The 22,138-nt window shown below is 71.2% G+C and carries 21 protein-coding genes; 17 read left to right on the forward strand and 4 right to left on the reverse strand.

Translation table 11 applies throughout. From position 1 onward, the window contains the following. The first annotated feature begins 2 nt into the window (after nucleotides 1-2). The 10 genes from trbE to repC all read left to right on the forward strand — a co-directional run bounded on the left by trbE (nucleotide 3) and on the right by repC (nucleotide 9,773). The gene (trbE, locus tag V6S85_RS11175; RefSeq protein ID WP_116570173.1) at nucleotides 3-2,459 is read left to right on the forward strand and encodes a conjugal transfer protein TrbE; all 2,457 of its coding nucleotides are present in this window, start codon (nucleotides 3-5) and stop codon (nucleotides 2,457-2,459) included. Beyond that, the gene (locus tag V6S85_RS11180) at nucleotides 2,449-2,721 is read left to right on the forward strand and encodes a hypothetical protein (protein ID WP_116491629.1); all 273 of its coding nucleotides are present in this window, start codon (nucleotides 2,449-2,451) and stop codon (nucleotides 2,719-2,721) included. Before trbE ends, V6S85_RS11180 begins: the two co-directional genes overlap by 11 nt. Further along, on the forward strand, nucleotides 2,718-3,443 hold the full coding sequence (locus V6S85_RS11185) for a conjugal transfer protein TrbJ (RefSeq protein WP_116570172.1): 726 nt from the start codon (nucleotides 2,718-2,720) through the stop codon (nucleotides 3,441-3,443). The genes V6S85_RS11180 and V6S85_RS11185 overlap by 4 nt, the downstream gene beginning before the upstream one ends. Further along, a complete protein-coding gene (locus V6S85_RS11190) occupies nucleotides 3,440-3,703 on the forward strand; it encodes a hypothetical protein (RefSeq protein ID WP_133244851.1) in 264 nt (87 codons plus the stop codon). The genes V6S85_RS11185 and V6S85_RS11190 overlap by 4 nt, the downstream gene beginning before the upstream one ends. Nucleotides 3,704-3,711: 8 nt before the next feature. Next, a complete protein-coding gene (trbL, locus tag V6S85_RS11195; protein WP_116570170.1) occupies nucleotides 3,712-4,956 on the forward strand; it encodes a P-type conjugative transfer protein TrbL in 1,245 nt (414 codons plus the stop codon). Between the two features lie 11 nt (nucleotides 4,957-4,967). Beyond that, nucleotides 4,968-5,657 (forward strand): conjugal transfer protein TrbF, encoded by a 690-nt coding sequence (gene trbF, locus V6S85_RS11200; RefSeq protein WP_243410695.1) that lies wholly within the window; start codon nucleotides 4,968-4,970, stop codon nucleotides 5,655-5,657. Beyond that, on the forward strand, nucleotides 5,654-6,748 hold the full coding sequence (gene trbG, locus V6S85_RS11205; protein WP_334348993.1) for a P-type conjugative transfer protein TrbG: 1,095 nt from the start codon (nucleotides 5,654-5,656) through the stop codon (nucleotides 6,746-6,748). Before trbF ends, trbG begins: the two co-directional genes overlap by 4 nt. Next, a complete protein-coding gene (locus V6S85_RS11210; protein ID WP_334348994.1) occupies nucleotides 6,745-7,962 on the forward strand; it encodes a TrbI/VirB10 family protein in 1,218 nt (405 codons plus the stop codon). The genes trbG and V6S85_RS11210 overlap by 4 nt, the downstream gene beginning before the upstream one ends. Nucleotides 7,963-8,089: 127 nt before the next feature. Further along, on the forward strand, nucleotides 8,090-8,326 hold the full coding sequence (locus V6S85_RS11215; protein ID WP_116491645.1) for a transcriptional regulator: 237 nt from the start codon (nucleotides 8,090-8,092) through the stop codon (nucleotides 8,324-8,326). A gap of 184 nt (nucleotides 8,327-8,510) precedes the next feature. Next, nucleotides 8,511-9,773, forward strand: coding sequence for a plasmid replication protein RepC (gene repC, locus V6S85_RS11220; RefSeq protein ID WP_116491623.1), 1,263 nt, complete (start codon nucleotides 8,511-8,513; stop codon nucleotides 9,771-9,773). 91 nt (nucleotides 9,774-9,864) lie between these two features. Here the strand turns inward: repC and V6S85_RS11225 are convergent, their stop codons facing one another. Together V6S85_RS11225 and V6S85_RS11230 are read right to left on the reverse strand one after the other, a co-directional pair. Further along, the gene (locus tag V6S85_RS11225; protein WP_116491622.1) at nucleotides 9,865-11,199 is read right to left on the reverse strand and encodes a type II toxin-antitoxin system HipA family toxin; all 1,335 of its coding nucleotides are present in this window, start codon (nucleotides 11,197-11,199) and stop codon (nucleotides 9,865-9,867) included. Continuing rightward, complete coding sequence (locus V6S85_RS11230) at nucleotides 11,199-11,447, reverse strand: helix-turn-helix transcriptional regulator (RefSeq protein WP_243410577.1); 249 nt, start codon at nucleotides 11,445-11,447, stop codon at nucleotides 11,199-11,201. Before V6S85_RS11230 ends, V6S85_RS11225 begins: the two co-directional genes overlap by 1 nt. Nucleotides 11,448-11,700: 253 nt before the next feature. Between V6S85_RS11230 and V6S85_RS11235 the strand changes: the two genes are divergently transcribed. From V6S85_RS11235 to V6S85_RS11265, 7 genes are all read left to right on the forward strand, one after another. Then, nucleotides 11,701-12,582: a DUF7146 domain-containing protein gene (locus V6S85_RS11235; protein WP_116491620.1), complete on the forward strand. Its 882-nt coding sequence runs from the start codon at nucleotides 11,701-11,703 to the stop codon at nucleotides 12,580-12,582. Nucleotides 12,583-12,659: 77 nt separating this feature from the next. Beyond that, a complete protein-coding gene (locus tag V6S85_RS11240) occupies nucleotides 12,660-13,430 on the forward strand; it encodes a JAB domain-containing protein (RefSeq protein ID WP_116491619.1) in 771 nt (256 codons plus the stop codon). Between the two features lie 187 nt (nucleotides 13,431-13,617). Continuing rightward, nucleotides 13,618-14,253 (forward strand): GntR family transcriptional regulator, encoded by a 636-nt coding sequence (locus V6S85_RS11245; protein ID WP_116491618.1) that lies wholly within the window; start codon nucleotides 13,618-13,620, stop codon nucleotides 14,251-14,253. Between the two features lie 94 nt (nucleotides 14,254-14,347). Then, nucleotides 14,348-14,482, forward strand: a complete 135-nt coding sequence (locus V6S85_RS11250) for a benenodin family lasso peptide (protein ID WP_116491617.1) — start codon at nucleotides 14,348-14,350, stop codon at nucleotides 14,480-14,482. Nucleotides 14,483-14,562: 80 nt separating this feature from the next. Then, nucleotides 14,563-14,697 carry a hypothetical protein gene (locus V6S85_RS11255; protein WP_279325494.1) on the forward strand — a complete coding sequence of 45 codons (135 nt, stop codon included), beginning with the start codon at nucleotides 14,563-14,565 and terminating at the stop codon, nucleotides 14,695-14,697. Nucleotides 14,698-14,745: 48 nt separating this feature from the next. Beyond that, nucleotides 14,746-15,414 (forward strand): lasso peptide biosynthesis B2 protein, encoded by a 669-nt coding sequence (locus tag V6S85_RS11260; protein WP_116491616.1) that lies wholly within the window; start codon nucleotides 14,746-14,748, stop codon nucleotides 15,412-15,414. Continuing rightward, nucleotides 15,414-17,141 carry an asparagine synthase-related protein gene (locus V6S85_RS11265; RefSeq protein ID WP_116491615.1) on the forward strand — a complete coding sequence of 576 codons (1,728 nt, stop codon included), beginning with the start codon at nucleotides 15,414-15,416 and terminating at the stop codon, nucleotides 17,139-17,141. The genes V6S85_RS11260 and V6S85_RS11265 overlap by 1 nt, the downstream gene beginning before the upstream one ends. A 23-nt stretch (nucleotides 17,142-17,164) precedes the next feature. On the opposite strand, the gene V6S85_RS11270 is transcribed toward V6S85_RS11265, so the two are convergent. Next, on the reverse strand, nucleotides 17,165-19,156 hold the full coding sequence (locus V6S85_RS11270) for an Atxe2 family lasso peptide isopeptidase (RefSeq protein WP_165828885.1): 1,992 nt from the start codon (nucleotides 19,154-19,156) through the stop codon (nucleotides 17,165-17,167). Continuing rightward, a complete protein-coding gene (locus tag V6S85_RS11275) occupies nucleotides 19,153-22,113 on the reverse strand; it encodes a TonB-dependent receptor (RefSeq protein ID WP_334348995.1) in 2,961 nt (986 codons plus the stop codon). The genes V6S85_RS11270 and V6S85_RS11275 overlap by 4 nt, the downstream gene beginning before the upstream one ends. Between the last annotated feature and the right edge of the window lie 25 nt (nucleotides 22,114-22,138).

The raw sequence follows: 22,138 nt of genomic DNA on the forward strand, positions 1-22,138 counted from the left end.
CCATGTTGTTCCTGGGCGAGTACCGCGGAAAGTCCAGCCGCCTGTTCGACCACCTGCCCTGGGCGCTGCTGATCGCGCCGGGCGTGGTGCTCAACAAGGACGGCGCCTTCCAGCAGACCCTGGCCTTCCGCGGGCCGGATCTGGCCAGCGCCACCGACATCGGCCTGGTGGCCGCGCGCGCCCAGGTCAACAACGCCCTGCGGCGCCTGGGTTCGCGCTGGTGCGTGCATGCCGAGGCCGTCCGCCGGCCCTCTCGCGCCTACCCGGCCGCGGCCTACCCCGATCCGGTCAGCCACCTGATCGACGAGGAGCGGCGCGCCGAGTTCGAGGCCGAGGGCGTCCACTTCGAGAGCCGCTACTTCCTGACCCTGACCTTCCTGCCGCCCGAAGACGCCGTGGGCGCGGCCCGCAGCCTGCTGGTGGAGAACCTGCCCGACGGCAAGGGCTCAGCGGCCCTCTACAGGGCGGCGCTGGACGAGTTCCGGGCCGCTGTCGCCAGCCTGCGCGACATCCTCGCCAGCGTCCTGCCGATGGTGGTCCCGCTCGACGACGCGGCGACCCTGGCCTATCTGCACGCCTGCGTCTCGACCAAAGACCATCCGATCGCGCCGCCGCCGGCGCCGGCCTATCTCGACGCCTTCCTAACCGACGACGACCTGCAGGGCGGTCTCTATCCGCGACTGGGGGGTCACTACCTGCGCACCCTGTCGGTGCGCGCCTATCCGGCCGCCTCCTGGCCGGGGATCCTCGACCAGCTCAACGGCCTTGGCCTTGCCTATCGCTGGGTCACCCGTTTCCTGCCGCTCGACAAGGAGGACGCGCGCAAGGCCGTCACCACCCTGCGCAAGCGCTGGTTCGCCAAGCGCAAGGGTATCCTGGCCCTTCTGAAGGAGGCGATCACCAAGGAGCCGTCGGTCCTGGAGGATCCCGACGCGGCCCAGAAGGCCCAAGACGCCGACGCGGCCCTGGCCGTGCTCGGCGACGACCTGGCGGCGCTGGGCTACGTCACCCCCACCATCACCCTGACCCATCCCGACCCAGACGTGCTGGCCGCCCAGGTGCGGCAGGTCGAGAGCGTGGTCAATCGCGCCGGCTTCGTCGCCAAGGTCGAGGACCTCAACGCCGTGGAGGCCTGGCTGGGCAGCCTGCCTGGCCAGGCCTATGCCGACCAGCGCCGGCCGCTGGTCAGCACGCTCAATCTCTGCGACCTGCTGCCGGTCTCGGCCATCTGGCCCGGCCCCGACCACAACGCCCACCTGTCGGCCGAATGCGCCAAGCGCGGTTTTGAAGGTCCCCAGCCGCCGCTGATGCACGCCCTGACCGGCTCGACGACGCCGTTTCGCCTCGACCTCTTCCAGGGCGACGTCGGCCACGCCTTCGTGGGCGGGCCGACAGGGGCGGGCAAGTCGGTGCTGCTGCTGACCATGGCGCTGCAGTGGCTGGGCTATCCGCAGGCCCAGGTGCGCCTCATCGACAAGGGCGCCAGCGCCCGGGCCGCCACCCTGCTGGTCGGCGGCGCCTTTCACGACCTGGGCGGCGGCGCAGGCCTGGCGTTCCAGCCCCTCGCGGACATCGACGACCCCGACGAGCGGACCTGGGCGCAGGGGTGGGTGGAGGATCTGCTGGTCTCCAGCGGCATGACCCTTGACCCTGCGGTGCGCGAAGCGGTCTGGACGGCCTTGCAGAGCCTGGCCGCCGCGCCGCGGTCCCAGCGCACCCTCACGCTGCTGGCCGCGACCCTGCAGGACAGGGCGCTGAAGGCGGCGCTGGCGCCGTTCACCCTGGCCGGTCCGTACGGCCGGCTGCTCGACGCGGCCGACGTGGATCTGGCCAGGGCTGACTGGCAGACGTTCGAGATGGGCGAGCTGATCGCCAGCCACGCGGCCGCCGGCCCGGTCCTGACCTGTCTCTTCCACCGGCTGGCCCGCGACTTTGATGGTCGCCCGACCCTGCTTGTTCTCGACGAGGCCTGGCTCCTGCTGGAGTCGACCGCCTTCGCCGGCAAGATCCGCGAGTGGCTGCTGACCCTGCGCAAGAAGAACGTGGCGGTGATCTTCACCACCCCCAGCCTGAAAACGACCCTGGCCTCGCCGATCGCCGGCGCGCTGCTGGAGGCCTGTCCGACAAGGATCTTCCTGCCCAATCCGGACGCGCGCACGCCGGATCTGGCCAAGGCCTACGCCGCTTTCGGCCTCAACGCCCAGCAGGTGTCGATCATCGCCGAAGCCAGCGCCAAGCGCGAATATTACTATCAAAGTCCGGCTGGCGATCGCCTGTTCGAGCTGGGCCTGGGGCCCGTGGCCCTGGCCGCCGTCGGCTCGGCCTCGCCCGGCGACCAGGACCTGATGACAAAGCTCCTGGCCGAGCACGGCCAGGGAGGCTTTGCGCCGGCCTTCTATCGCGCCAAGGGCCTGCCCGAGGTCGCCGAGTTCCTGGCGCAGGCCCGCCATGCGGCCTGATCCGCGCCTGGGTCCCTGGGGGCGACTGCCGGCCGCGTGGACGGCCAGCCCGCGCCGTCGGCGCCTGGCCTTTCTCGTCTTGCTCGCGCCCGGCGCGCTCATGGCCGTGGCCGGCGCGCAGGTCCTGGTCAGCCCGCCGCTGCTGGCGGCCGGCGTGGCCTGGCTGGCCGCCGCCCTGGCCGTGCGCTCGGCGTCGGAGCCGCGCTTCCTGGCCCTTGAGGCCGAGAACGCCACACCGTTGCAGGAGGAGACCATCCCATGACACCCAGTCGCCGCCGTCTTCTGGGCTGGACGCCTCTGGGACTGGCGCCGCTGCTGGCGGCGGGCCTTGCGCCTGCGGCCCGCGCCCAGCTCACCGTCTATGATCCCGCCGCGGTGGCGCAGATGCTCAAGCAGGTCAGCCAGGGCCTGCAGCAGATCCAGACCCTGCAGGCGCAGCTGGCCAACTCCCAGCGCATGCTTGAGACCCTGGGCCTGGACGTCACCGGCCCGCTTCGCGACATCGCCGGCCAGGCCACGGGCCTGCTGCGCCAGGCCCAGGGTCTGGGCTACACGGCCGCGGACATCAGCCGCGACTTCGCCGCGCTCTATCCGGGCGACCTGGCCGGGCTGACGCCTGCGGCCCTGGCCGAGAGGCTCAAGGCCTGGAGCCAGGCCAGTCGCCAGACCCTGCAGGACGCCCTGCAGGTCCAGAACCAGATCGCCCAGGCCCAGGGGATCACGGCCGGGGCGGTCGGGGCGGCGGTGGACGCCTCCCAGGCCGCCGCCGGCCAGACCGCCGCGGTGCAGGCCACCAACCAGCTGCTGGCGGCCCTTTCCATCCAGCTCACCCAGCTGCAGGTCCTGCTGATCACCCAAGGACGGCAGGCCCAGACCTACGAGGCCGAGCGCCGCGCGCTCGTCGAAAAGGGCGAGGCCGACCGCCAGCGCGCCGCAGCGCTCCCCGCCCCGCCGCCTCCCAGTTCCAGGCGCGCCTTCCAATGATCCATCGCCCTGTCACGACCCTCGTTCCTTCGATGCTTGTCGCCGCCGTCCTGGTCCTGGCCGCCTGCGGGCCCAAGACGGCCGCCGCACCGCGAGCCGTCGGTTGCACGGCCGATGAAATGCGGACCCGCCATGCCCGCACCGCGGCCTGCCGCGCCGAGTTCCAAGCGATGCTGGAGCGCGCCGAGGCCGAGCGGCGGCGAGCTTCAGCCTTGCCGCAAGTCGCGCCCGCGCCCGCGTCCGCGCGCGACCAGTTCTGAGGGACACGATGTCCACCGCCTCGCCCGCCGCCATCGATGACCTGCTCGACCGCTACACCACCCAGGTCGGCTCGGGGTTCGGCCTGATCCAGGGCGACGTCCAGGCGACCTTCGGAGTTCTGATGACCATCAGCCTGGGCGTCTCGGCCCTGCTCTGGGCGCTCGACGAGCACGAGAACGTCCCCGCGGCCCTGGTGCGCAAGATCCTGCTCTTTGGGTTCTTCGCCTGGCTGATCTCGGGCTGGAAGGCGCTGACCCTGACGGTGATCAACGGCTTTGCGGCGCTAGGGCTGAAGGCCGGAGGCGGCGCCCTGTCCGTCGGCGACTTGATGCAGCCGTCGAAGGTGGCCATCGACGGCATGAAGGTGGCATTCGAACTGCTCGAATACATCGGTCGCCTCGCCAGCGAAGGCATGGGCGTGGGGTTTTTCACCCATATCGACGCCATCCTGATTACAGCGGTCGTCGCCATCGGCGTCGTCCTGGCCTTCATGGTGCTGGCCGTGGAGATCGCCGTCACCATCGTCGAGTTCTACATCGTCACCCTGATCGGCTTCGTCACCGTGCCGTTCGGGATCCTGACCAAGACCGCCTTCATGGCCGAGCGGGCCATCGGCTACGTCGTCTCGGCGGGCGCCAAGGTGATGGCCCTGGCCCTGGTGGTCTCGATCGGCGAGCAGATCTTCACCAGCTACACGGTCTCGGCCGAACCGACCTGGGCGGAGTCCTGCGGACTGCTGCTGGCCGCCCTGCTGATCGTCATGCTGGCCTTGAAGGCGCCCGCCCTGGCGGCCGCTCAAATCACCGGCGGTCCGCAGCTCAGCGCCGGCTCGGCCGCCGCCGGGGCGGTGGGCCTGGCCGCCACGGTGGGCGGGCTGGCCCTGGCCGGACGCTGGGCCATGGGCGCAGGCGCGGCTGGATCGGCCGCCTCGGCCCGATCGGCCTCGCGGCTGCCCAGCGGGGGCCAGGGCGGCGGCCAAGGCGGCGGCAGGGGAGGATCATCCGGGGGCTCGCCCCCCGGCGGGTCGTCAGGCGGCGGCGCCGCTGCTTCGGGCGGGGGCCGCCGCGCCGCCTCGACCAGCGCCGTCGTAGGCCGCGCGCGCGCCTCCTACGCGCCACCGGCCAGGGCCAACGCCTCGTCGGCCGCTTCGGCGGGGGGGCTTTGGGATGATCCGCCGCCCGAGCCGCCGGCCGGCGAGCCTGTCGCGCCCCAGGACGGCGAGCCCGATCCGCCTGGCCGGCGCACACCCTGAAGGAGCCGCCGATGATGTCCAACGCCTTCAAGCGCCCGCAGGACCGCTATGGCCAGTCCACCCCGGAGGAGACGCCGTATCATCGCGCCGCCCAGGTCTGGGACGACCGCATCGGCTCGGCGCGCGTGCAGGCGAAAAACTGGCGGCTGATGGCCTTCGGCTGCCTGGCGCTGGCGATGCTGAGCACCAGCGCCTTTCTTTATGTACAGCTGCGACGGCCGATCGCGACCTATGTCGTGCCGATCGACCGGCACGGACGTCCGGGCCGGGTCGAGCTGGCCGACCGCGCCTACAGGCCCGACGACGCCGTCAAGGCCAGCTTCGTATCCGACTTCGTCGAGCGCGTGCGCTCCAAGAGCACCGATCCGGTGGTCCTGCGGGAGAACTGGTCGCGGGCCACGCGGATGACCAATCAGGGCGCGCGCGCCAGTCTCGTCCAGTACGGCCAGGATCACGACCCGGCCGCGCGCCTGGGCCAGGAGGCGGTCTCCGTCGAAATCGCCTCGGTGCTCGCCCGCAGCCCGACCACCTTCCAGGTGCAATGGCGCGAAACGACCTACCTGCAAGGCGTGGCCGGTCCGCCGGTGCGCTGGACGGGCCTGTTCAGCGTCGCGCCAAGGCCGCCCAGGACCGAGGCCGAGCTTTTCGACAACCCCCGGGGCCTGGAAATCACCAGCTTCCAGTGGAGCCGCGACCTATGAGCCTGCGCATCACCCTTCCCGGCCGCGCCCTGGCCCTCATGGGCGCCCTGGCCTGCGCGCCCTTGGCGGCGGCGTCGTCCGCCCAATCGTCCGCGCCGCCGCCGTCTCAGGCCCAGAGATCCCGACCCGCGGTCCTGCCGCCGGTCCCGCCGACCAACGGCCAGGCCCAGAGCGCCGGGGCCCAAGGCGCGGGGGTCGGCGCCGTCGCGCAGGCCAAGGCCCCTACGCCGGCCGCCTCGCTCACCGGCGCGACCCAGGGCGCGGCGCCCACGCAATCCAGGGGGCCGCGCCGACGGTCCGGGACGAACCTGGCCTTGGCCAAGCCGCTGGCTGCCTTGCAGCGGGCCAACGCCGAAGCGCGCGCCGGGCCCGCCAGCGGCGTCTTTGTCAACGCGGCGCTCTATCACGCCTTCGAGCCGGGCCGGCTCTATGCGATCCACACCAGCCCAAGGTTCCTTACCACCATAGCGCTGCGGCCCGGCGAGAAGCTGATCGCCAAGGCCGCCGGGGACACCGTGCGCTGGGTGCTGGGCGAAACAGAAGCCGGGACCGGACAGGCCCAGCAGGTCATCGTGCTGGTCAAGCCGATGCGGGGCGGCCTGCGCACCAACCTCGTTCTGACCACCGACCAGCGCACCTATCTGATCGATGCGGTCTCCACCGACAGCGGCGCCTATACCAGCGTCCTGTCCTGGACCTATCCGCAGGAAGAGGCCCGGGCCAGGGCCGCCGACGCCGCGCGCCGCGCCGCGGCCGAGCAGGCGGAGGAGGCCGTCCAGGCCGCCGTGCCGGTCGAGCGCCTGGACTTTCGCTATCGGGTCGCGCCCCTGAAGGGCCGGGCCCCGCCCTGGACGCCGGTGCGGGTGTTCGACGACGGAACCAAGACCTACATCGAGTTTCCGCCCGACCTGGCCGTGCGCGAGGCCCCGCCCGTCTTCCTGCTCGACGCCGACGATCAGGCCCTGTTGGTCAACTCGCGTCTCCTGGGCCGCTACCTGGTCGTGGACCGGATCATCGACCGCGCCGAACTGCGCCTGGGCGACAAGAAGCCGGTTGTGGTGCGGCTGACCCGACAGGGGCCGCGTCCATGAGCGTCGAGCCGCCGGTCTCCCATCCCGCCGCGGCGGGCGCAGCGTCCAAGCGACCGGCCGAAGGGATCCTGGTCGCCCCGCGCCGGCCGATCACGCGTTATCGGCCCGTGGCGATCGCCGCCGTCGCCGGCGTCATCGTCCTGGTGATCGGCTCCGGGTTCATCCTGGGCATGGGCCAGGGCCCGGCCCGGCGAGCGCCGGCGCCCCAGGCGGAGGCGCGCGCCGCGGACGGACCCACGCCGATCGAGGCGCGCCTGCCGGCCCGGTACGACGATCCGGCCGCCCTGCCCGCGCCGCTCGGCGCGTCCACGGGTGCGGGGGCCTCGCCAGGCGCCGCGGCGCCCGCGGCGCCGCAGCCGACCGCGCCGGTCTCCCCCGAGGTCCAGCAAGCCCGCCAGGAACGCCTGGCCGCCCGGGCCTCGCCGCCCTTCTTCAATGGGACCGGCGGCGCGACGGGGGCGCGGCCATCGGCCGAGGCGCTCGATCCCGCCGCGCCGCCGGCGACCTTGGCCCCCGCAAGCCCGAACGGGGCGCCCGCCCCGCCGTCTCCGACGTCGGCCAGGGAGCAGTTCATCGCCGCGGCGGCGACGCGCGGGCCGCTGGCCCCGATCCTGCCGCGGCCGCCCCTGTCGCCCTTCGAGGTCAAGGCCGGGGCCCTGGTCTCGGCGGCCCTGGTCACCGGGATCAATTCGGACCTGCCCGGACCGGTCATCGCCCAGGTCACCGAGCCGGTGTTCGATCACCGCACCGGGCGCACGGTCCTGATCCCGCAGGGGACGCGCCTGATCGGTCGCTATGACAGCCAGGTCGGCTATGGCCAGGAGCGGGTGCTGGTGGTCTGGACGCAGATGGTCTTTCCCAGCGGCCGCAGCGTCGATCTGGGCGCCATGGTCGGGCTCGACGCGGCCGGGATGAGCGGCCTTACGGGCAAGACCGATCGCCACCTTCCGGTGCTGGCCCGCGCCATCGGGCTTTCGACCCTGATCTCGATCGGCGGCGCGGCCGCCCAGAACAGCGCGGGCCGAAGGGGCGACCGGGTCATCCTGCAGGACGCCGCCGGCGGGGTCGCCGCCTCGGCCGGCCAGACCGGCCAGCGCCTGGTCGAGCGCGATCTGCAGCGGGCGCCGACCTTGCGCATCGCGCCGGGCCAGCTTGTCCGGGTGCTGATCGACCGCGACCTCGTCCTGCCGCCGGAAGGCGGGTCATCCCCTTGAATTACCAAGCAATGGATCGCGCCCCGATTCCCAGTCAGATCAAGGGTCATTATTCGCTTAACGCGGGTGTTTCGCCGTTCACCTTTATTAGTTGGCCGGCTGGAATCGCGATCTTATCGGCGGGGCCATGAAGACCGCTCGCGATCTTGCATACCAGGCTGAATACCAGAAGCGCCTTCGCGCCGAGGCCCGTGCGGCCGGCAAGGCTCAGCTGAACGGCATGGTCGGCAAACGCTTCATCGAATTGCTTGACGCGATGAAGGCCGAGCGGGGCTTCGCCAATCGGATGGACGCCCTCGAACACGTGTTCGAGGTCTATTTCGACGGGGGCGACGAGGAAAGGAAACACGCCGTGAGCGCATAGAAAAACCCGGCTCGCTGTAACGCGCCGGGTTCTCCAGGTCATTCGCTAGACGGGGCGCCAACCCCGACCGAGCTCCTAGTTCCTGCTCTTTCTAACCGAATCACCGACATCGCTGCAATCCAAAAACGCGCGTTCGCGCGACGGGAACCTGTGCGCCTGCGGCCTCCCCAAGGAGGAGCAGAAAATGCAGACCGTCTCGAACGGGGTAGGAGACGTGCGCCGTCTGGCGGACGCCCAGTGGGCGGCCGCAAGGCTCGCCGAAACCTACCAGGGCCTGCCGGAGGGCGTCTCCAAGGCCATGCTGCTTGACCGGTTCGAGCGCGCCGCGCCCCGTCTGGGGTACGGCGACGGGCTCGTGCGCCTGATCCGCGCCCTGGTGCGGGTCACCGCCGAGCAGGACTGGACGGGTCGCACCCATCCCCTGGCCTGGCCGTCCAACGATGCGCTCTGCGAGGAGCTGCAGCGCTCGCGCAGCTGCGTCCAGGGCCTGATCCGCCTGGCGGTCCGCGCGGGCCTGGTGCACATGAAGGACAGCGGCAACGGCAAGCGCTGGGGCTATCGCGACGAGCGCGGCCACATCGTCGAGGCCTTCGGCTTTGACCTGGCGCCCATGGCCGCGCGCTGGGACGAGTTCGCCGACCTGGCCGCCGCGCGGGGACTTGAGCAGGCCCAGCGCCGGCATCTCAAGCGCAAGCTCGGGGAGATCCGTCGCGAGATCCGCACCGTCTGCGCCGACGCCGTGCATCGGGGCTTTACGACCTACGACTGGGCCGGGGCGGTCGACCAGGCGCTCGGCCGCCTGCCGCGAACCCCCAGCCTCGGCGAGCTTGAGGCGCTACATGAGACGTTCCAGGCGCTGCTGGCGGCGGTGGACGCGGCCTGGGTGAAGGCTCGCAAATCCATTCAAAATGAGCCCAGGGGCGTCGTGGACGAAGCCCAGAAAGAACCTACAACCCAGCCTAGATCCGCAGGAGCAACGTATTCCTCTCCTCGAAAGGAGGTAGTCGAGCCCTCGGCGCGATCGGCCCGCCGGGCGGCGGAGGCCGACCCGGCCATGGTGGAGGCGGCGATCAGCCAGGAGGTCATCCCGCTGTCGCTGGTGCTCGAGGCCGTGCCCGAGCTGGACGACTTCCTGGCCGATCCGTCCGCAGCCCAGTGGGAGGACCTGGTCGACGCGGTCGGCCGGGCCGCGCTGCTGATGGGGATCAACCTGTCGGCCGTGCGCGAAGCGCGCGAGGCCATGGGCAGGAACAGGGCCGCCATAGCCCTGGCCACCGTGCTGGCCCGTTGGAAGGATGGGGAGATCCGCAGCTCGGCCGGCGGCTATCTGCGCGCCATGTGCGAACGGGAGCGGTTCGGCGGCCTGAAGCTCCTGCCCAGTCTCTATGGGCTCAAGGATCGCTTGGCCAAGGCGCCGCCAAGAGCGCCCTCCTCGCGCAGGGACTAGGGGAATGGTCCTGATGACGGCGCTTCATGCGCCAGAGCGGCGATTTTTCGCGCCGCATCGCTGGACATTGGCCGCGTCGGCGGCGGGAGGCTCAAGCCTTGGTCGCGGCGTCGCCATCCAGGTATCGGCCGATCTGAGCCAGCCGGGCATGGGCCGCCTGGGCGATCGGGCCGCTGACGGCGGCCGGAAAGTCCGCCGGAAGCGAGGCCAGCACCCGGTCGAGCGCCGCAGGGCCCGCCTGCGCCAGGTGGGCCAGCATCTTGCGGACGGCCTCAGGATCCAGGCCGCCGGCCGCGCCGCTTTGGACGAAGTGACGCGGGGCGACGTCGCCGATACGGTAATGTCGCCGCTCGCCGACGGCCATGGCCAGCTTCATCTGCTTTGGCTCGATCTGACGGGCGGCGCGACTGGGCTCGGCCGACAGGACGTCATAGAGCGGGGTCATCCGAAAGCCGCCGCCCGGTTGCAGGAAGAGGCTGAAGTTCTTGGCGTGGCCGTCGGTGGCCCCCAGCAGCCAGAAGACGACCTGGGCCTTCAGGAAGGCCAGGCGATCGTTGGCGGGCGTGTCGCTCGCGGCCAGCAGGTCCAGGCCTTTGAGGACGCCGGGGCCGCCGTCGGCCTCGTACTTGCCCACCCACGGCGTGGAGAGGGCCTGGCAGAAGTCCTCCTGGGGGCGGCGCAGGAGGCGATGATCCCGGTCGTGGAAGCGGTCGAACCGCTCGACGACCAGAACCCGCCGGTCCTCGAAGCTGGCCATCTCGACGGCGGCGCTGGGCAAGCCCCATGCCGCCAGCAGGGTCAGGCAGAGGTATTCGTTCTCCACGCTGTTGGAGAGGTCCAGGCCATTGGGCAGGCGACCGATCTGCGGCTTGAAGATGTGGGTGGTCGGGGTCGCGCCCAATGGCCGCAGCCATTGCCCGTCCTGGCGCAGGAAGGCGGTCTTTTCCTGCGCGCCGGCGATCGATATGCGAAAATCATCGTCGGGCTCCAGACCCAGGGGCGCGCGGGCCAGATTGGCCAGGATCCTGGCGATGTCCGCCTCGGTCATGGGCTGGCCCTCCACCCGGCCGACAACCGGCGGCGGCGCGCTCTCGGGGAGAAATTGCAGAGCGCCCACGCAGTCGCGGCCCAGCGCCGACAGCAGGCTGTAGGGATCTGCGCCTTCGGCGCCCACCTTGGCCGCGACGCGGCTGCGGATGTCGATGTTGTCGGGCAGCAGGTTGTCGAAGACGGCCATCACCGGCGCGCCGATGTAGCGGTCCTCGCGCAGCGGCAGGGACAGCGAAACGGGCAAGGCGGCGCCTACCGTCAGCCATTCGGCGTCATAGGTGAAATCGACGGCCCCGCTGGGTTCACGACGCAGCAGCCCGACCCGCCGGCCGTTCATGTAGACGGCCAGCGGGCTGTGGCGCGGGCGGCGCGCCATCAGAAGAGGTCCGCCAAGGCGGCGTCGTCGACGGCTCGGCGAGGCCGCACGACCAGTTCGAGGTTGAGCACGGCCAGAACCGTGAAAAGGGTCTCCAGAGTGGCGCCCTTGCCGGCTTCGAGCTCGGAGATGGTGGCCTGGCGCAGCTGGGCGGCGCGGCCCAGTTCGGTCTGGGTCAGATCGGCCTTCTTGCGATAGCGCTTGAGGCTGGCGGCGAGCTGACTTTCGTTCCGGACGATGATGTCCACGGCGTGTCTCCAACCTTTATACGCCATTGCGTATAGTGCAAGATTATACGGCATCGCGTATAAATCAAGGGTATACGGATAACCGTATAACGACCGATTATGCGGCTATCCGTATAAGCGGCGGGCGCCTGTCGCTGCGCCGGACCGGCCCGGGGCGCGGACGCCCGGCCGGAGCGCTTGAGGGGCCGCCGTGACAAAGGCCAAGCCAGGGCTTGGACGGGCGGGCCGCCGGATGCGGCCGAGGAGTCCTGCCATGTCGTTGCGCGCCATCGTCCGCCGCTTGGGCGGCGACCTCTATGACGGAGGTCGCCGCGCCAACATCCCCGCCCCCGGCCACAGTCGGCGCGATCGCTCGGTGTCGCTGCTGGAGCGCGACGGCCGGGTCATCGTCCATAGTTTCGCGGGCGGCGACTGGCGCGCGGTGCGCGATCATCTGCGCAACCTTGGTTTGCTGGGACCGTCCGGAGACTGGACCGCGGCGGCGCCGCCGGTCGAGACCGCTTCGGATCGGGGGCGCACAGCGCGCCGCGACGCGGCCCTGCGGCTTTGGGACCAGGGCCGGCCTGTCGCAGGCACGCTGTCCGAACGCCACTGCCGAGGTCGCGGCGTCGCGGGCGACATCCCCGGACCTGACGCGCTGCGCCATCATCCGGCCGCGCCGCTCGCGGTCTATCGGCCGACAGGGGCCGCGCGCCCGGCCCTGATGGCCGGCGTGAAGGGTCCCGACGGGACGGTCACCGCCGTCGAGCTCACCTATCTGACCCCCGGCGGACGGCGCGCCATCGACCTGACCCTGCCGCGCAAGACCGTCGGCCTGATCCCGGCCGGCAGCGCCGTGCGCCTTGATGCGGCGGGGCCGGATCTGCTGGTGGCCGAAGGGGTGTTCACCGCCCTGGCCGCCCGACATCGGTTCGCCCTTCCGGCCTGGGCGCTGCTGTCGACCTCGAACCTGCGGCGCTGGCGGCCGCCCGCGGACGTGCGCCTGGTGCTGATCGCCGCCGATCGGGGTCCTGGCGGCGAGGCCTCGGCCCGGCAGTTGGCCGAGGCGCTGGGCGATGGCGGCGTGAGGACCCGGATCGCCCTGCCCCCGCCTGGCTTCGGCGACTGGGACGAGGCGGCCAAGGCCGAGCTCTGACCAAAAGGACAAAGGCAGGGCCAAGCGGGTGAGCGATCCGGACAATAGGGTCCGGCGCCGTCCGATCGGAGGACGCCATGTCCGCCTCCCCTGCCCTCACCGCCGTCGCCGTCGCCCCCGAGACCGCCGAGACCGCCACTGTGCTGGAGACGATGGCCAAGCCCTGCCCCTTCACGCCCCAAACCCCGGTGGCGTGGGCGCCGTCGCGCCAGAAGGTCCTCGACTTCGCCGCGCGCTTCGGAGTCGACGTCATGCAGGACGCCGAGATTCTTCACTTGCATCTGGCCCCGGACGAACGGACCGAAGGTTGCGAGTTGGCCGTGCGTCTGGTCGAGCGGTTCGGCGGCCTGGCCGGCGTGCTCGCCGCCGACCGCGCCGAACTGCGCCGCCACGTCGGCGAGGCGACCATCCTCAACTTCAAGATCCTGCGCGAGGCGGCCGGCCGGGTCAGCCTGGCGGCGCTGAGCGCGCGGCCGGTAATGTCTTCGTTCGGGGCGGTCGCCGCCTTCTTCCGGGCCAAGCTCCGAGGCCTGCCGCGAGAGGAGATCTGGGCCGCTTTTCTGGACAGGAAGAACCAGCTGATCCTGGCCGAAGCCTTGGGCAAGGGCACCGTGGACCATGCGCCGGTCTATGTCCGTGAGGTCCTGCGGCGGGCCCTGGAGACGGGGGCCAGCGCCCTCGTCCTGGCCCACAACCATCCTTCGGGCGACCCCACGCCTTCGAAGCCCGACATCGAGATGACGCGCGCGGTCGCCAGCGGCGGCAAGGCCCTGGGCGTGCTCGTCCATGATCACCTGATCGTCGGCGCCGAAACGGTCGCCAGCTTCCGGACCCTGGGCCTGCTTTAGGTCCTGGAAAATCCACCCCCCAAAATTCGCGGAGGAATTTCGGGGAGGAGCCATCGGCGATCGATGCTTCCATCCTCACGCCGCCTTTGGCGGACCACGGACGAAAGGACCTGGCGCGACAGGACCTGGCGACAGCGGCCCGCCTTTCGGCGCGCTGCGTTGCGTGGCGTCCAGGGAGTTAAGCCTGATGATTGATCGGCCCGGCACCGGTGAACGCGTCTACCTCTCGATCAAGACCTTCCTGCTGTCTGAGAGCGCCCTGCGGCCTGGCGAACGCATCGACGTCCCCGCGCTTTCGCGGCGGTTCGGGGCCAGCGCCACGCCGGTGCGCGCGGCCCTGCATCGCCTAGTGGGCGAGCGGCTGCTCACCGCCCTGCCTGGCGAGGGCTTCCTTGTTCCCCGTCTGACGGAGCCGGACCTGTCGGACCTCTACCAATGGAACGTCGCTCTTCTGGTCAACGCCGCAAGGTCGGCCGGCGGCGAGACGGCTATCTCGCCTGACGCTCCCGAGGGCGATGGTCCGATCACAGCCCTTGAGGACCTGTTCGCGCGCCTGGCCGCCCGCAGCGGCAATGTCGAGGTCGAGTGGGCCGTGGCCGGCGCCAGCGATCGCCTGCATCGCTCGCGCTGCGCCGAGCTGGAGCTGGTCCCCGAGTTTCAGGACGAAACCCGGGAGCTGCGAGGCCTGGCCGCCGCCGGGTCATCCACGGCGCTGCGTCAGGCGCTCGTCGCTTATCACCGCCGCCGCCTGCGGCTGGTGCCCGCGATCGTCCGCAGCCTCCATGGCCTCAGTGACCGCGACCCGCGGCGCCCTGCGGAATAATCGGAAAATTCCGGCGTTATTTCCTTCGGGTTCTCTACCTGTGGTCGCAACGTTCAACTGTCACGGTGGGCGTGACCTGGAGAAGGAGACCGTCATGGAACGGATCGAAGACCATATCGAAGACGCCCTGATCGACCTGGGCGCCGTCAGCCGGGAAACGCAGGGCGGCCCCTACGTCCTCCCGGAGATTTCCGAGGAGCAGCCGCGCGCGGGGATCGACGCCGACTAGGCAGACGCCGGCGGAGCGGCTCGCCGTTCCGCCAAGCTGTCCGCCCTTTGGGGCGGGCTTTTCGTGAAAAGGAGGTCGCCATGGAAACCATCGTGACCCTCGTTCCCGATCCGCTGCTGGATCTGGGTGCGGTGAGCGTTCGGACCCGGGGCGGTCCGGACACCATGCCCGAGTTCTCGCAGGAACAGCCCAAGACGGGCCTGGACCCCGAATGAGCCCCGCGGAGCGGGCGCGACAGGCCCGCTCCGCTTTCGAGGCTGACAATGACTTACGAACTGGCGCCGGGCGTGTCCTACTGCCTGGTCGCGGACCTGGGCGTGGTCCTGGACCTCAATCGCGATCGCTATCTTGGCCTGGGCCAGGCCCAGGCTGTCGCCCTGTCGGCGCTTGCGCGAGGCGCTGGCGTCGGCCCCATCGACGAGGCCGGCCTCGGGCCGCTGATCGCCGCGGGCCTCCTGGTGCGGGACGGCCGGGGACAACCGGTGGCGCCCTGCGCGCGGACGCTGCCCGCGCGCAGCGCCTTTGAAATCGCCCACGAGCGTTCGGGGGCGACGGCTATGGATGTCGTCGAGGTCTTCTGGGCGGTGCTTGTCGTCTTTTGGTTGCTGCGCCTTCGCCCTTTTGCTCGAGTCGTCGGGTGGCGGCGCTGGCGGCGACGTCGCGCTGGCGGCATGTCTGGGCGCAGCGCGCAGGCCGAGGCGCTGGCGCGTCGCTTCCTGGCTGTGCGCAGTCTCGTTCCAGTGACGCCGATATGTCTTCTGGACTCCCTGGCCATGGCGCATTTTCTCTCTCGTAGGGGCATAGACGTCGACGTGGTGTTGGCCGTCGCCACGCCGCCCTTCGAGGCCCACGCCTGGGCGCAATCGGGCGACTGCGCGCTCAATGAGTCCCTGCATCGAACCGCCATGCTGACGCCGATCCTGGTGGTGTGATGAGCTACGTCTTCGCCTTGTGGCGCGCTGAGACGCCGCCGATCATCACCCAGGCGATCCAGGCCGGCGGCTTTGGCCCGACGCTGCCGCTGGCGGCGCAGGGCCCGACCTGGGCGGCGTTCTCGCCGGTCGAGGAAATCCTAGTTCTGCCCGGTGGGCGCGGGGTGGTGTTCGGGCGGCTTTTCACCCGCGCTGCGCGGCCCGAGCGCGTGCGGACGGCTGCGGGGCTCGGCGATACCTCTGATGTGCTGGAGACACTGAGCCGATCGTACTGGGGCCGATACCTTGCCGTTCTGGTCGATCCGGCCGGCGGGATGGTCGCCGCGCGAGATCCGTCAGGCAATCTGCCGGCCTTTCGGATCCGTCGCGAGCCGATGGACCTGCTGTTCTCCGATGTGGGCCAGGCGGCCGCCTTGGGCTTGGTTTCACCTCGCATCGACTGGAGCTATCTGGCCCGTCATATCGCCTTCGGCGGCGCCCGGTCGGCAGCGACGGGCCTGGTCGGCGTCGAGGAGATCCTTCCCGGCGACGCGCTGGCGGCCCCTCCCAAGGGTGCGATGTCGACGCGCCCATTCTGGCGTCCAAGCCAGGTGATCGAGGCGGCGCCGCGCCTGGAGGCCGGCGACTGGGCCGAACGGCTGCTCGCGGAAATTGAAGGCAGCGTCGCCGCGCTGGCGGCGGCCGAAGGTCCGATCATCGTCGAGCTGTCCGGAGGCCTTGACTCCTCGATCGTGGCCCTGGCGCTGAGGGAACGCGTCGCGGCGTTCGCGGTCAATGTCACCACCATCGGGCCAGAGGGCGACGAGCGGCGCTATGCGCGGCAGGTCGCGCGAGCCGCCGGTCTGCCGTTGACCGAACTCGTCCTGGACGCGGGGGACATCGACTTTTCTGCGCCGCCTCTGGCCCGCCTGGCCCGACCGGGGCGCCCGACCGTCCTGCAGTCGGTGGATGCGGCCTTCCAGCAGCAGGGCCGACAGCATCGCGCCTCCGCCTTCTTCAATGGCGCGGGCGGCGACAGCGTGTTCGGCTACTTCATTTCCGCCGCGCCCGTCGTCGACCGGTTCAGGGCGCAAGGGCTTAGCCCAGGTGTGATGACGACGATCATGGACGTCGCCAGCCTGACGGGCGCGAACGCCTGGACCGTGGCGCGCTTGGCCCTGAAGATCGGCCTGCGTCGCCAGGATCCGCCCAGGTCGCCGGATCTCGAGCACCTGGCCCCGGCTTGGCGGCAGGTCGCCAGCCCCCACCATCCTTGGCAGGACGGCCTCGCCGGCCTCCCGCCCGGCAAGCGCCGTCACGTTCAGGCGGTTCTGGGCGTTCATGCGCACATGGATGGCCATGATCGCAGCGTGGCCGCCACCGTGGTGTCGCCGCACATGGCCCAGCCGGTGCTCGAACTGGCGCTCGCCATCCCCACCTGGCTATCGGTGGCCGGTGGACGCGACCGGGCGATCGCCCGGCGCGCCTTTGCCGCGTTGCTTCCCGCCGACGTCCTCAACCGCCGCTCCAAGGGACGCATCAACAGCTTCGTCGCCGCCGCCTATGAGGCCAACCGCGATCGCATCGGGCCGATGCTCGCCGAGGGTCTCCTCGCCCGCGAGAGCCTGCTCGACCTCGACGGTGTCGCCGCCACCCTGCGCAAGCCGGTGGAAATGACCCAGGCCCGCTTCATGAGCATTCTGCGGCTGGTCGACGCCGAACTGTGGGCGCGAAGCTGGAGTCGCTGAGCCTTCGCCATCTGGCCGCCTCTTCACGGCGCGCCGGCCGCGGCCCTTCGCTGGGCCATCCGCGACCAGCGCGCATACTGCCCCGCCCTTGTTGGATCGGGATCGACATGGCCCTGCAGCCAGAACCGGAACCAGTCGAGGTTGCGCTGATAGACCGCCAGGCGATGGCGGGGTTGGGTCTTCATGTGCGGTTCTTCGGGGAAGACGTAGAGGTCGACCGGCGTGGCGGAGTTGGAGAGCCGCGCGAAAAGTTCGAAGCTCAGCCGATACTCCTGCTCGGGCAGTTGCATCAGCAAGGGCGCGCGGATCCTGGCGGCGTTGAGGGCCGGCGAGATCAGCTTCCAGCGTTCAGGCGTCTCTTCGGGCGGGCCCAGCCCCCAGCTCCGTTTGAGCACGGCGTGGTTGTCCCGCCCGGCCGCGCCGTTCAGCCAGTAATAGGCCGGCTCCATCTGCGTGGAGGCGATCGAGGCGGCCGCCAGCAGATTGCTGTTCATCGCCGTCCAGGTCGTCACCTCGCTCCCGAAGCTGAAACCGCCCATGCCGATCCTTGCGCGGTCGACAAGCCCCTCGGTCGCCAGGCGATCCACGGCGGCCTGGACCGCCGACAGGCCGGTGCGATAGTCGGCGACGGGATCGTGACTGGCTTCGGACTGATAGGCCTTGTTGATGCAGAGCGTGGCCACCCCGGCCTGCGCCATGGCTCCGAGGGGGAACTCGTCGCCGAAGCCGCCGCGCAGATAGCCCTCGCAGAGGTAGTAGGTCACGAACAAGGGACTGCGCCGGGGCGGCCCAGCCGGCAGCATCAGCCAGCCGGCGAACGCCCGCCCGTCGGCGGCGCGCCATTCGAAGAGGCGCGCCCCGGGTTTGGCGGCGCCGTCGAGGGTCTGGTTCGGGGCGGCGAGGACCCGGGTCCGCGGCTTTCCAGCAAGGTTGATCGAGACCAACCGAGGCGGCGTCGTCGGCTCGGCCGCCACGCAAACCGCCGTCGTCGCGGTCAAGGCGCAGGGCGTGTCGGCCGCCCCGCCGCCGATCAGCCCCTGGCTCGACGCCAAAGCGCGCAACGGCCCGGGCCGCTGGGCGCGGCCGGGCCGCCAGACGGCCAGCCGCTGGCGGCGGGCGGAGTCGCCCAGCGTCAGCACCAGTTCGTCAGCGCCGGGCCGCCAGGCCAGAGCCTTGACCGACGCGCAGTCGGCGACCCGGCAGGCGACGACCTCGCCTGAGGGCCGCGTAACATCCAGGCGGCCGTCGGCGAGCCGCGCCATGCCGAACCCGTCGGGAGAGGCGGCGGCCTTGCCGCGTGTCGCGCCGTCGCCGGCAAGCGCAACGGGGTCGTCCTCCGTCCGAACCGGCCCGCCCGCCGCCGGGACCGACTTGCGGATGCGGGGCGCCGCGGCCAGCAGACCCTGGCGTCGAAACCAGCGGCCGGTGAGGCGCTGGGCGGCCGGACGGCCATTGACCGGCGCCGCATCGAAGAGGTTCTGGGCAGGGTCGATGCTGGCGTCGATGAGGACGCCCTCGTCTTTCTGCCGCTGCTCGGCAAGGCGGACGGCGGCGCGGCTGGCGCCGACGGTGAAGCTGAGGCGCGCGCCGCCTTCGACCAGGGCCAGATCGGCGATGTCTCCGTCCTCGCTCGTGAGCCTGCGCCCGCCGTCGGCCAGATCGACCGACCAGGCCTGCACGGCCCCATCGACCAGGGCCCGCACATAGAAGCGTCGGCTGTCTGGCGACCACAGGGGCGGTTCGGCCGGCAGGGTTCCAGCGTCCGTCCACAGCGCCTCCCCGCCTTCGGCCAGGCGCCGGGGCGGTCCGGACCCCTGCAGGTCGGCCACCCACCAGCTGAGGAGCTTGGCGTTGCGCGCCAGCGAGCTCTGCTCCTGGCGATAGGCCGCCCACCGGCCGTCGGGGGAAACGGCCAGGCTCGAGATGTCCACGACCTCGACGAGGTCGCTCAGCGTCGGCGGCGCGGGAGGCGCCGACGCGATCGTCGCGGCGGCCGCCCAGGCGATCAGGCTCACCACGACTTGGTGACCTGCAGCGCGATCGAACGACCGATCGGACTGGCGTTGTCGCTGTCGAAGCCGATGCCGGAGGTCGAGGTGCGTAGATTGACATAGGGCGGATCGCGGTCGAGCAGATTGGCGATCGACAGCGCCGCGCGCAGGCCCGAGAGGCCGACCCGGTCGGCCGCGAAGCGGTAGCCGATGTTGAGATCGAGCGTCGTCCAGGCGTCGACCTTCTCGTAGGGCGTGACCGTCTGGTTGCGGTAGCCGTCGGCGAAGTTGACGAAGGCGCTGGCGTCCCAGCCCCCCTGGCTCCAGCCGGCCCGCATCCTGGCGCGAAGCCGCAGCGGATTGCCGACCGTTCCGCGGGTTTCGGCCGGGTCGGCGTTGCGCGACACCGCTTGCTCGACGCTGAAGATGTAGGCCGCCGACAGCCCAAGGCTCAGACGTCCCGCGCCGACCGCACGGCCGTAGGCGATGTCGAGATCAACGCCGTCCTCGTCGACGACGGCCAGGTTCTGGACACGGGCGTCGACGATCACCTTGACGTTGGCGGCCGGGATCGCGCCCGGATTGGAAAAGTACGGGCTCGCATAGTAGGCCGCGACCACCTCGGGGCTAGGAGCCTCGGTGAGCAGGTCGGCGTAGCGCGCCCGGTTGATCAGAGCGTTGAAGATGTCGGCGTTGATGCTGGAAATGCGGTCGCGATAGCGCACCCGGAAGTAGCTGGCGGTGACCTTCAGGCCGGCGACGGCCTGCGGCGTCCATTCGGCGGTCGTGGTCAGGGTGCGAGCGCGTTCGGGGCCGATCCCCGGCCGGTTCCCGATCAGGGCTAGCACCACGGTGCTGCCCGTGGGCGAGGCCGGGTCCACCAGAGCGGCCGGCTGGTAAAGCGTGCTGCCGATGCCCTGGCGCTGGTCATTGAAGCTTGGCGCGCGGAACGCGGTCCCGTAGGCCGCTTTCAGCGTCAGGTCGCCGACCGGCGACCAGTCCAGCCCGACCTTCGGGTTACGAGTGGTCCCAAAGTCGCTGTAGCGCTCGATACGGCCGGCCAGGGACAGGGTCAGCCGCCGCACCAGCGGGACCTCCGCCTCTGGCCCGACCAGGGGCGCGCGCAGTTCGGCATAGGCCGCATCGATCTTGCGGGGGCCTGGCAGGGCCAGGGTGCTGGCCGACGCAACGGCGCCGCCAATGTCGTTGAGGCTGTCCAGCCGATAGCGCTCGTCCCGGTGCTCCAGGCCGAGCGCCAGCCGGACCCCCCCCGCCGGCAGGGTCAGCAGCGGTCCGTCGGCCCTCAGGTCGGCCGACCAGGCTTCGAAGACACCGTGGTTGAAGGCGAAGCCGCGCACCTTGTCGATGGTCGCCTGCGGCGTCGAGCCCGGATCGCCGAACAGATTGTAGGCCGTCGCCGGATTGGGGTCGGCCAGGGCCAGGCCCAGCCGATAGGTGTTGAGGAAGTTCTTGGTCAGGCTGGCCTCCTCCTGGAGACCGTACCCGGCTCGCGCCGAGAGCGACCAGGCGCCGATCTCGCCGCGGGCCCCGATCGTGGCGTTGTAGGCGCGCACGTGGCCCGAATAGATCTGCGGGCCAAGGTCGCCAACGAAGCTGTACTGGACCCGCACCGGTTGGCCCGTGCCGATCGGATCGACATAGAACGGATTTGCGACCGGCACGGTCGTGGCGGTCTGGGACACCGTCGGACTGCGGAAGGCGAAGCGCCGGTCGGCGACGAGCAGTTGCCCAAACAGGGTCACCGCGCCGAGGTCCTGCTCGCCGCTGGCGTAGAGGGCTTGGCGGGTCTGGCGCGGCAGGATGTCGGTGTCCAGCCGGCCGTCCTCGCGGTTGACGAAGCCCCGCAACAGCTGGCCGGCGCGCAGTCCGACCCCGTTCTGGCCGGCGGGGATGGCGAAGGTCTGGCCGCCGGCGACGATGGTCCCCGGCGCGGCATAGACCGAGCGATAGTCCGGCCCGCCGAAGGGGCGCAGGTCCGAGGTCGCGTAGGGGCGCTCGGCCGCGGCCAGCGCGTCGCGGCGCATGACCTCGTAGGCGGCGACCAGGCGACCGCCCGGCCAGGCCCGCCCGGCCAGGGCGCCGAACTGGCGTTCGGCGGCTCCGCCCTGCGCCCCGCCCAGGCGCATTTGCGTCTCCAGGCCTTGGTAGGCGTCGCGGAACAGCACGTTGACCACGCCGGCCACGGCGTCGGAGCCGTAGAGGGCCGAGGCGCCGTCGGCCAGGACCTCGATCCGCGAGATCGCCGAGGCGGGCACGAGCGAAAGGTCGGCGAACACCCCGGTGCGGCCGCCCATCGGCGGGCGCGAGCCGTTCAGCAGCACGAGGGTCGAGCTGGCGCCCAGGCCACGCAGATTGACGCCCGAGCCCGCGCCCAGATTGGCGCTGGCGCCGTTGCGGCCGGTTCCGTACAGGGTGCCCTCGTTGGGGCCGCCGCCGTAGTTCTGCGGTATCGATTGGACGATCTGCTGGGTGGTGGCGTAGCCGCTGGCCTCGATGTCCTGCCGGCTGATGGCGATGACGTTGGCCCCCACGGGCCCCGCGCCGCGGATGCGGGTGCCGGTGACCACGACCTCGGCGAGGCTTTCGGGTTCGTCACCGGCGCGGACCTCCCCCGGCGCGGTCTCGTCGGCGGGCTTGAGCACCAGCGTCGCGCCCACCCGGACGAGCTTGAGACCCGACCCGGAGAGCAGCGCCGCATAGGCCTGGTCGGCGGTGTAGCGGCCCGACAGCGCCGGGGCGGTCTTGCCCCGCACCAGCGGCGAGGCGACCACCACTTGGCGGCCGCTGATCCGGGCCGCCGCGCCGAGCGCCTCGCCCAGCGGCTGGGCGGGCAGGTCATAGGTCTGGTGCTCGGCCTGCAGGAGGGGCGGCGCGGCCAGGGCCGGCGCGGCGGCGGTCAGGACGAGACCGGCGACCGTGGCCATCAGGCCGCGGCGTAGAAGGGTGGTGTGGTGTTGCATGAAGCCCCCGGGCGGCGGACCGCGA

The organism is Caulobacter sp. CCNWLW153 (genome assembly GCF_036889365.1).
GTDB lineage: Bacteria > Pseudomonadota > Alphaproteobacteria > Caulobacterales > Caulobacteraceae > Caulobacter > Caulobacter radicis.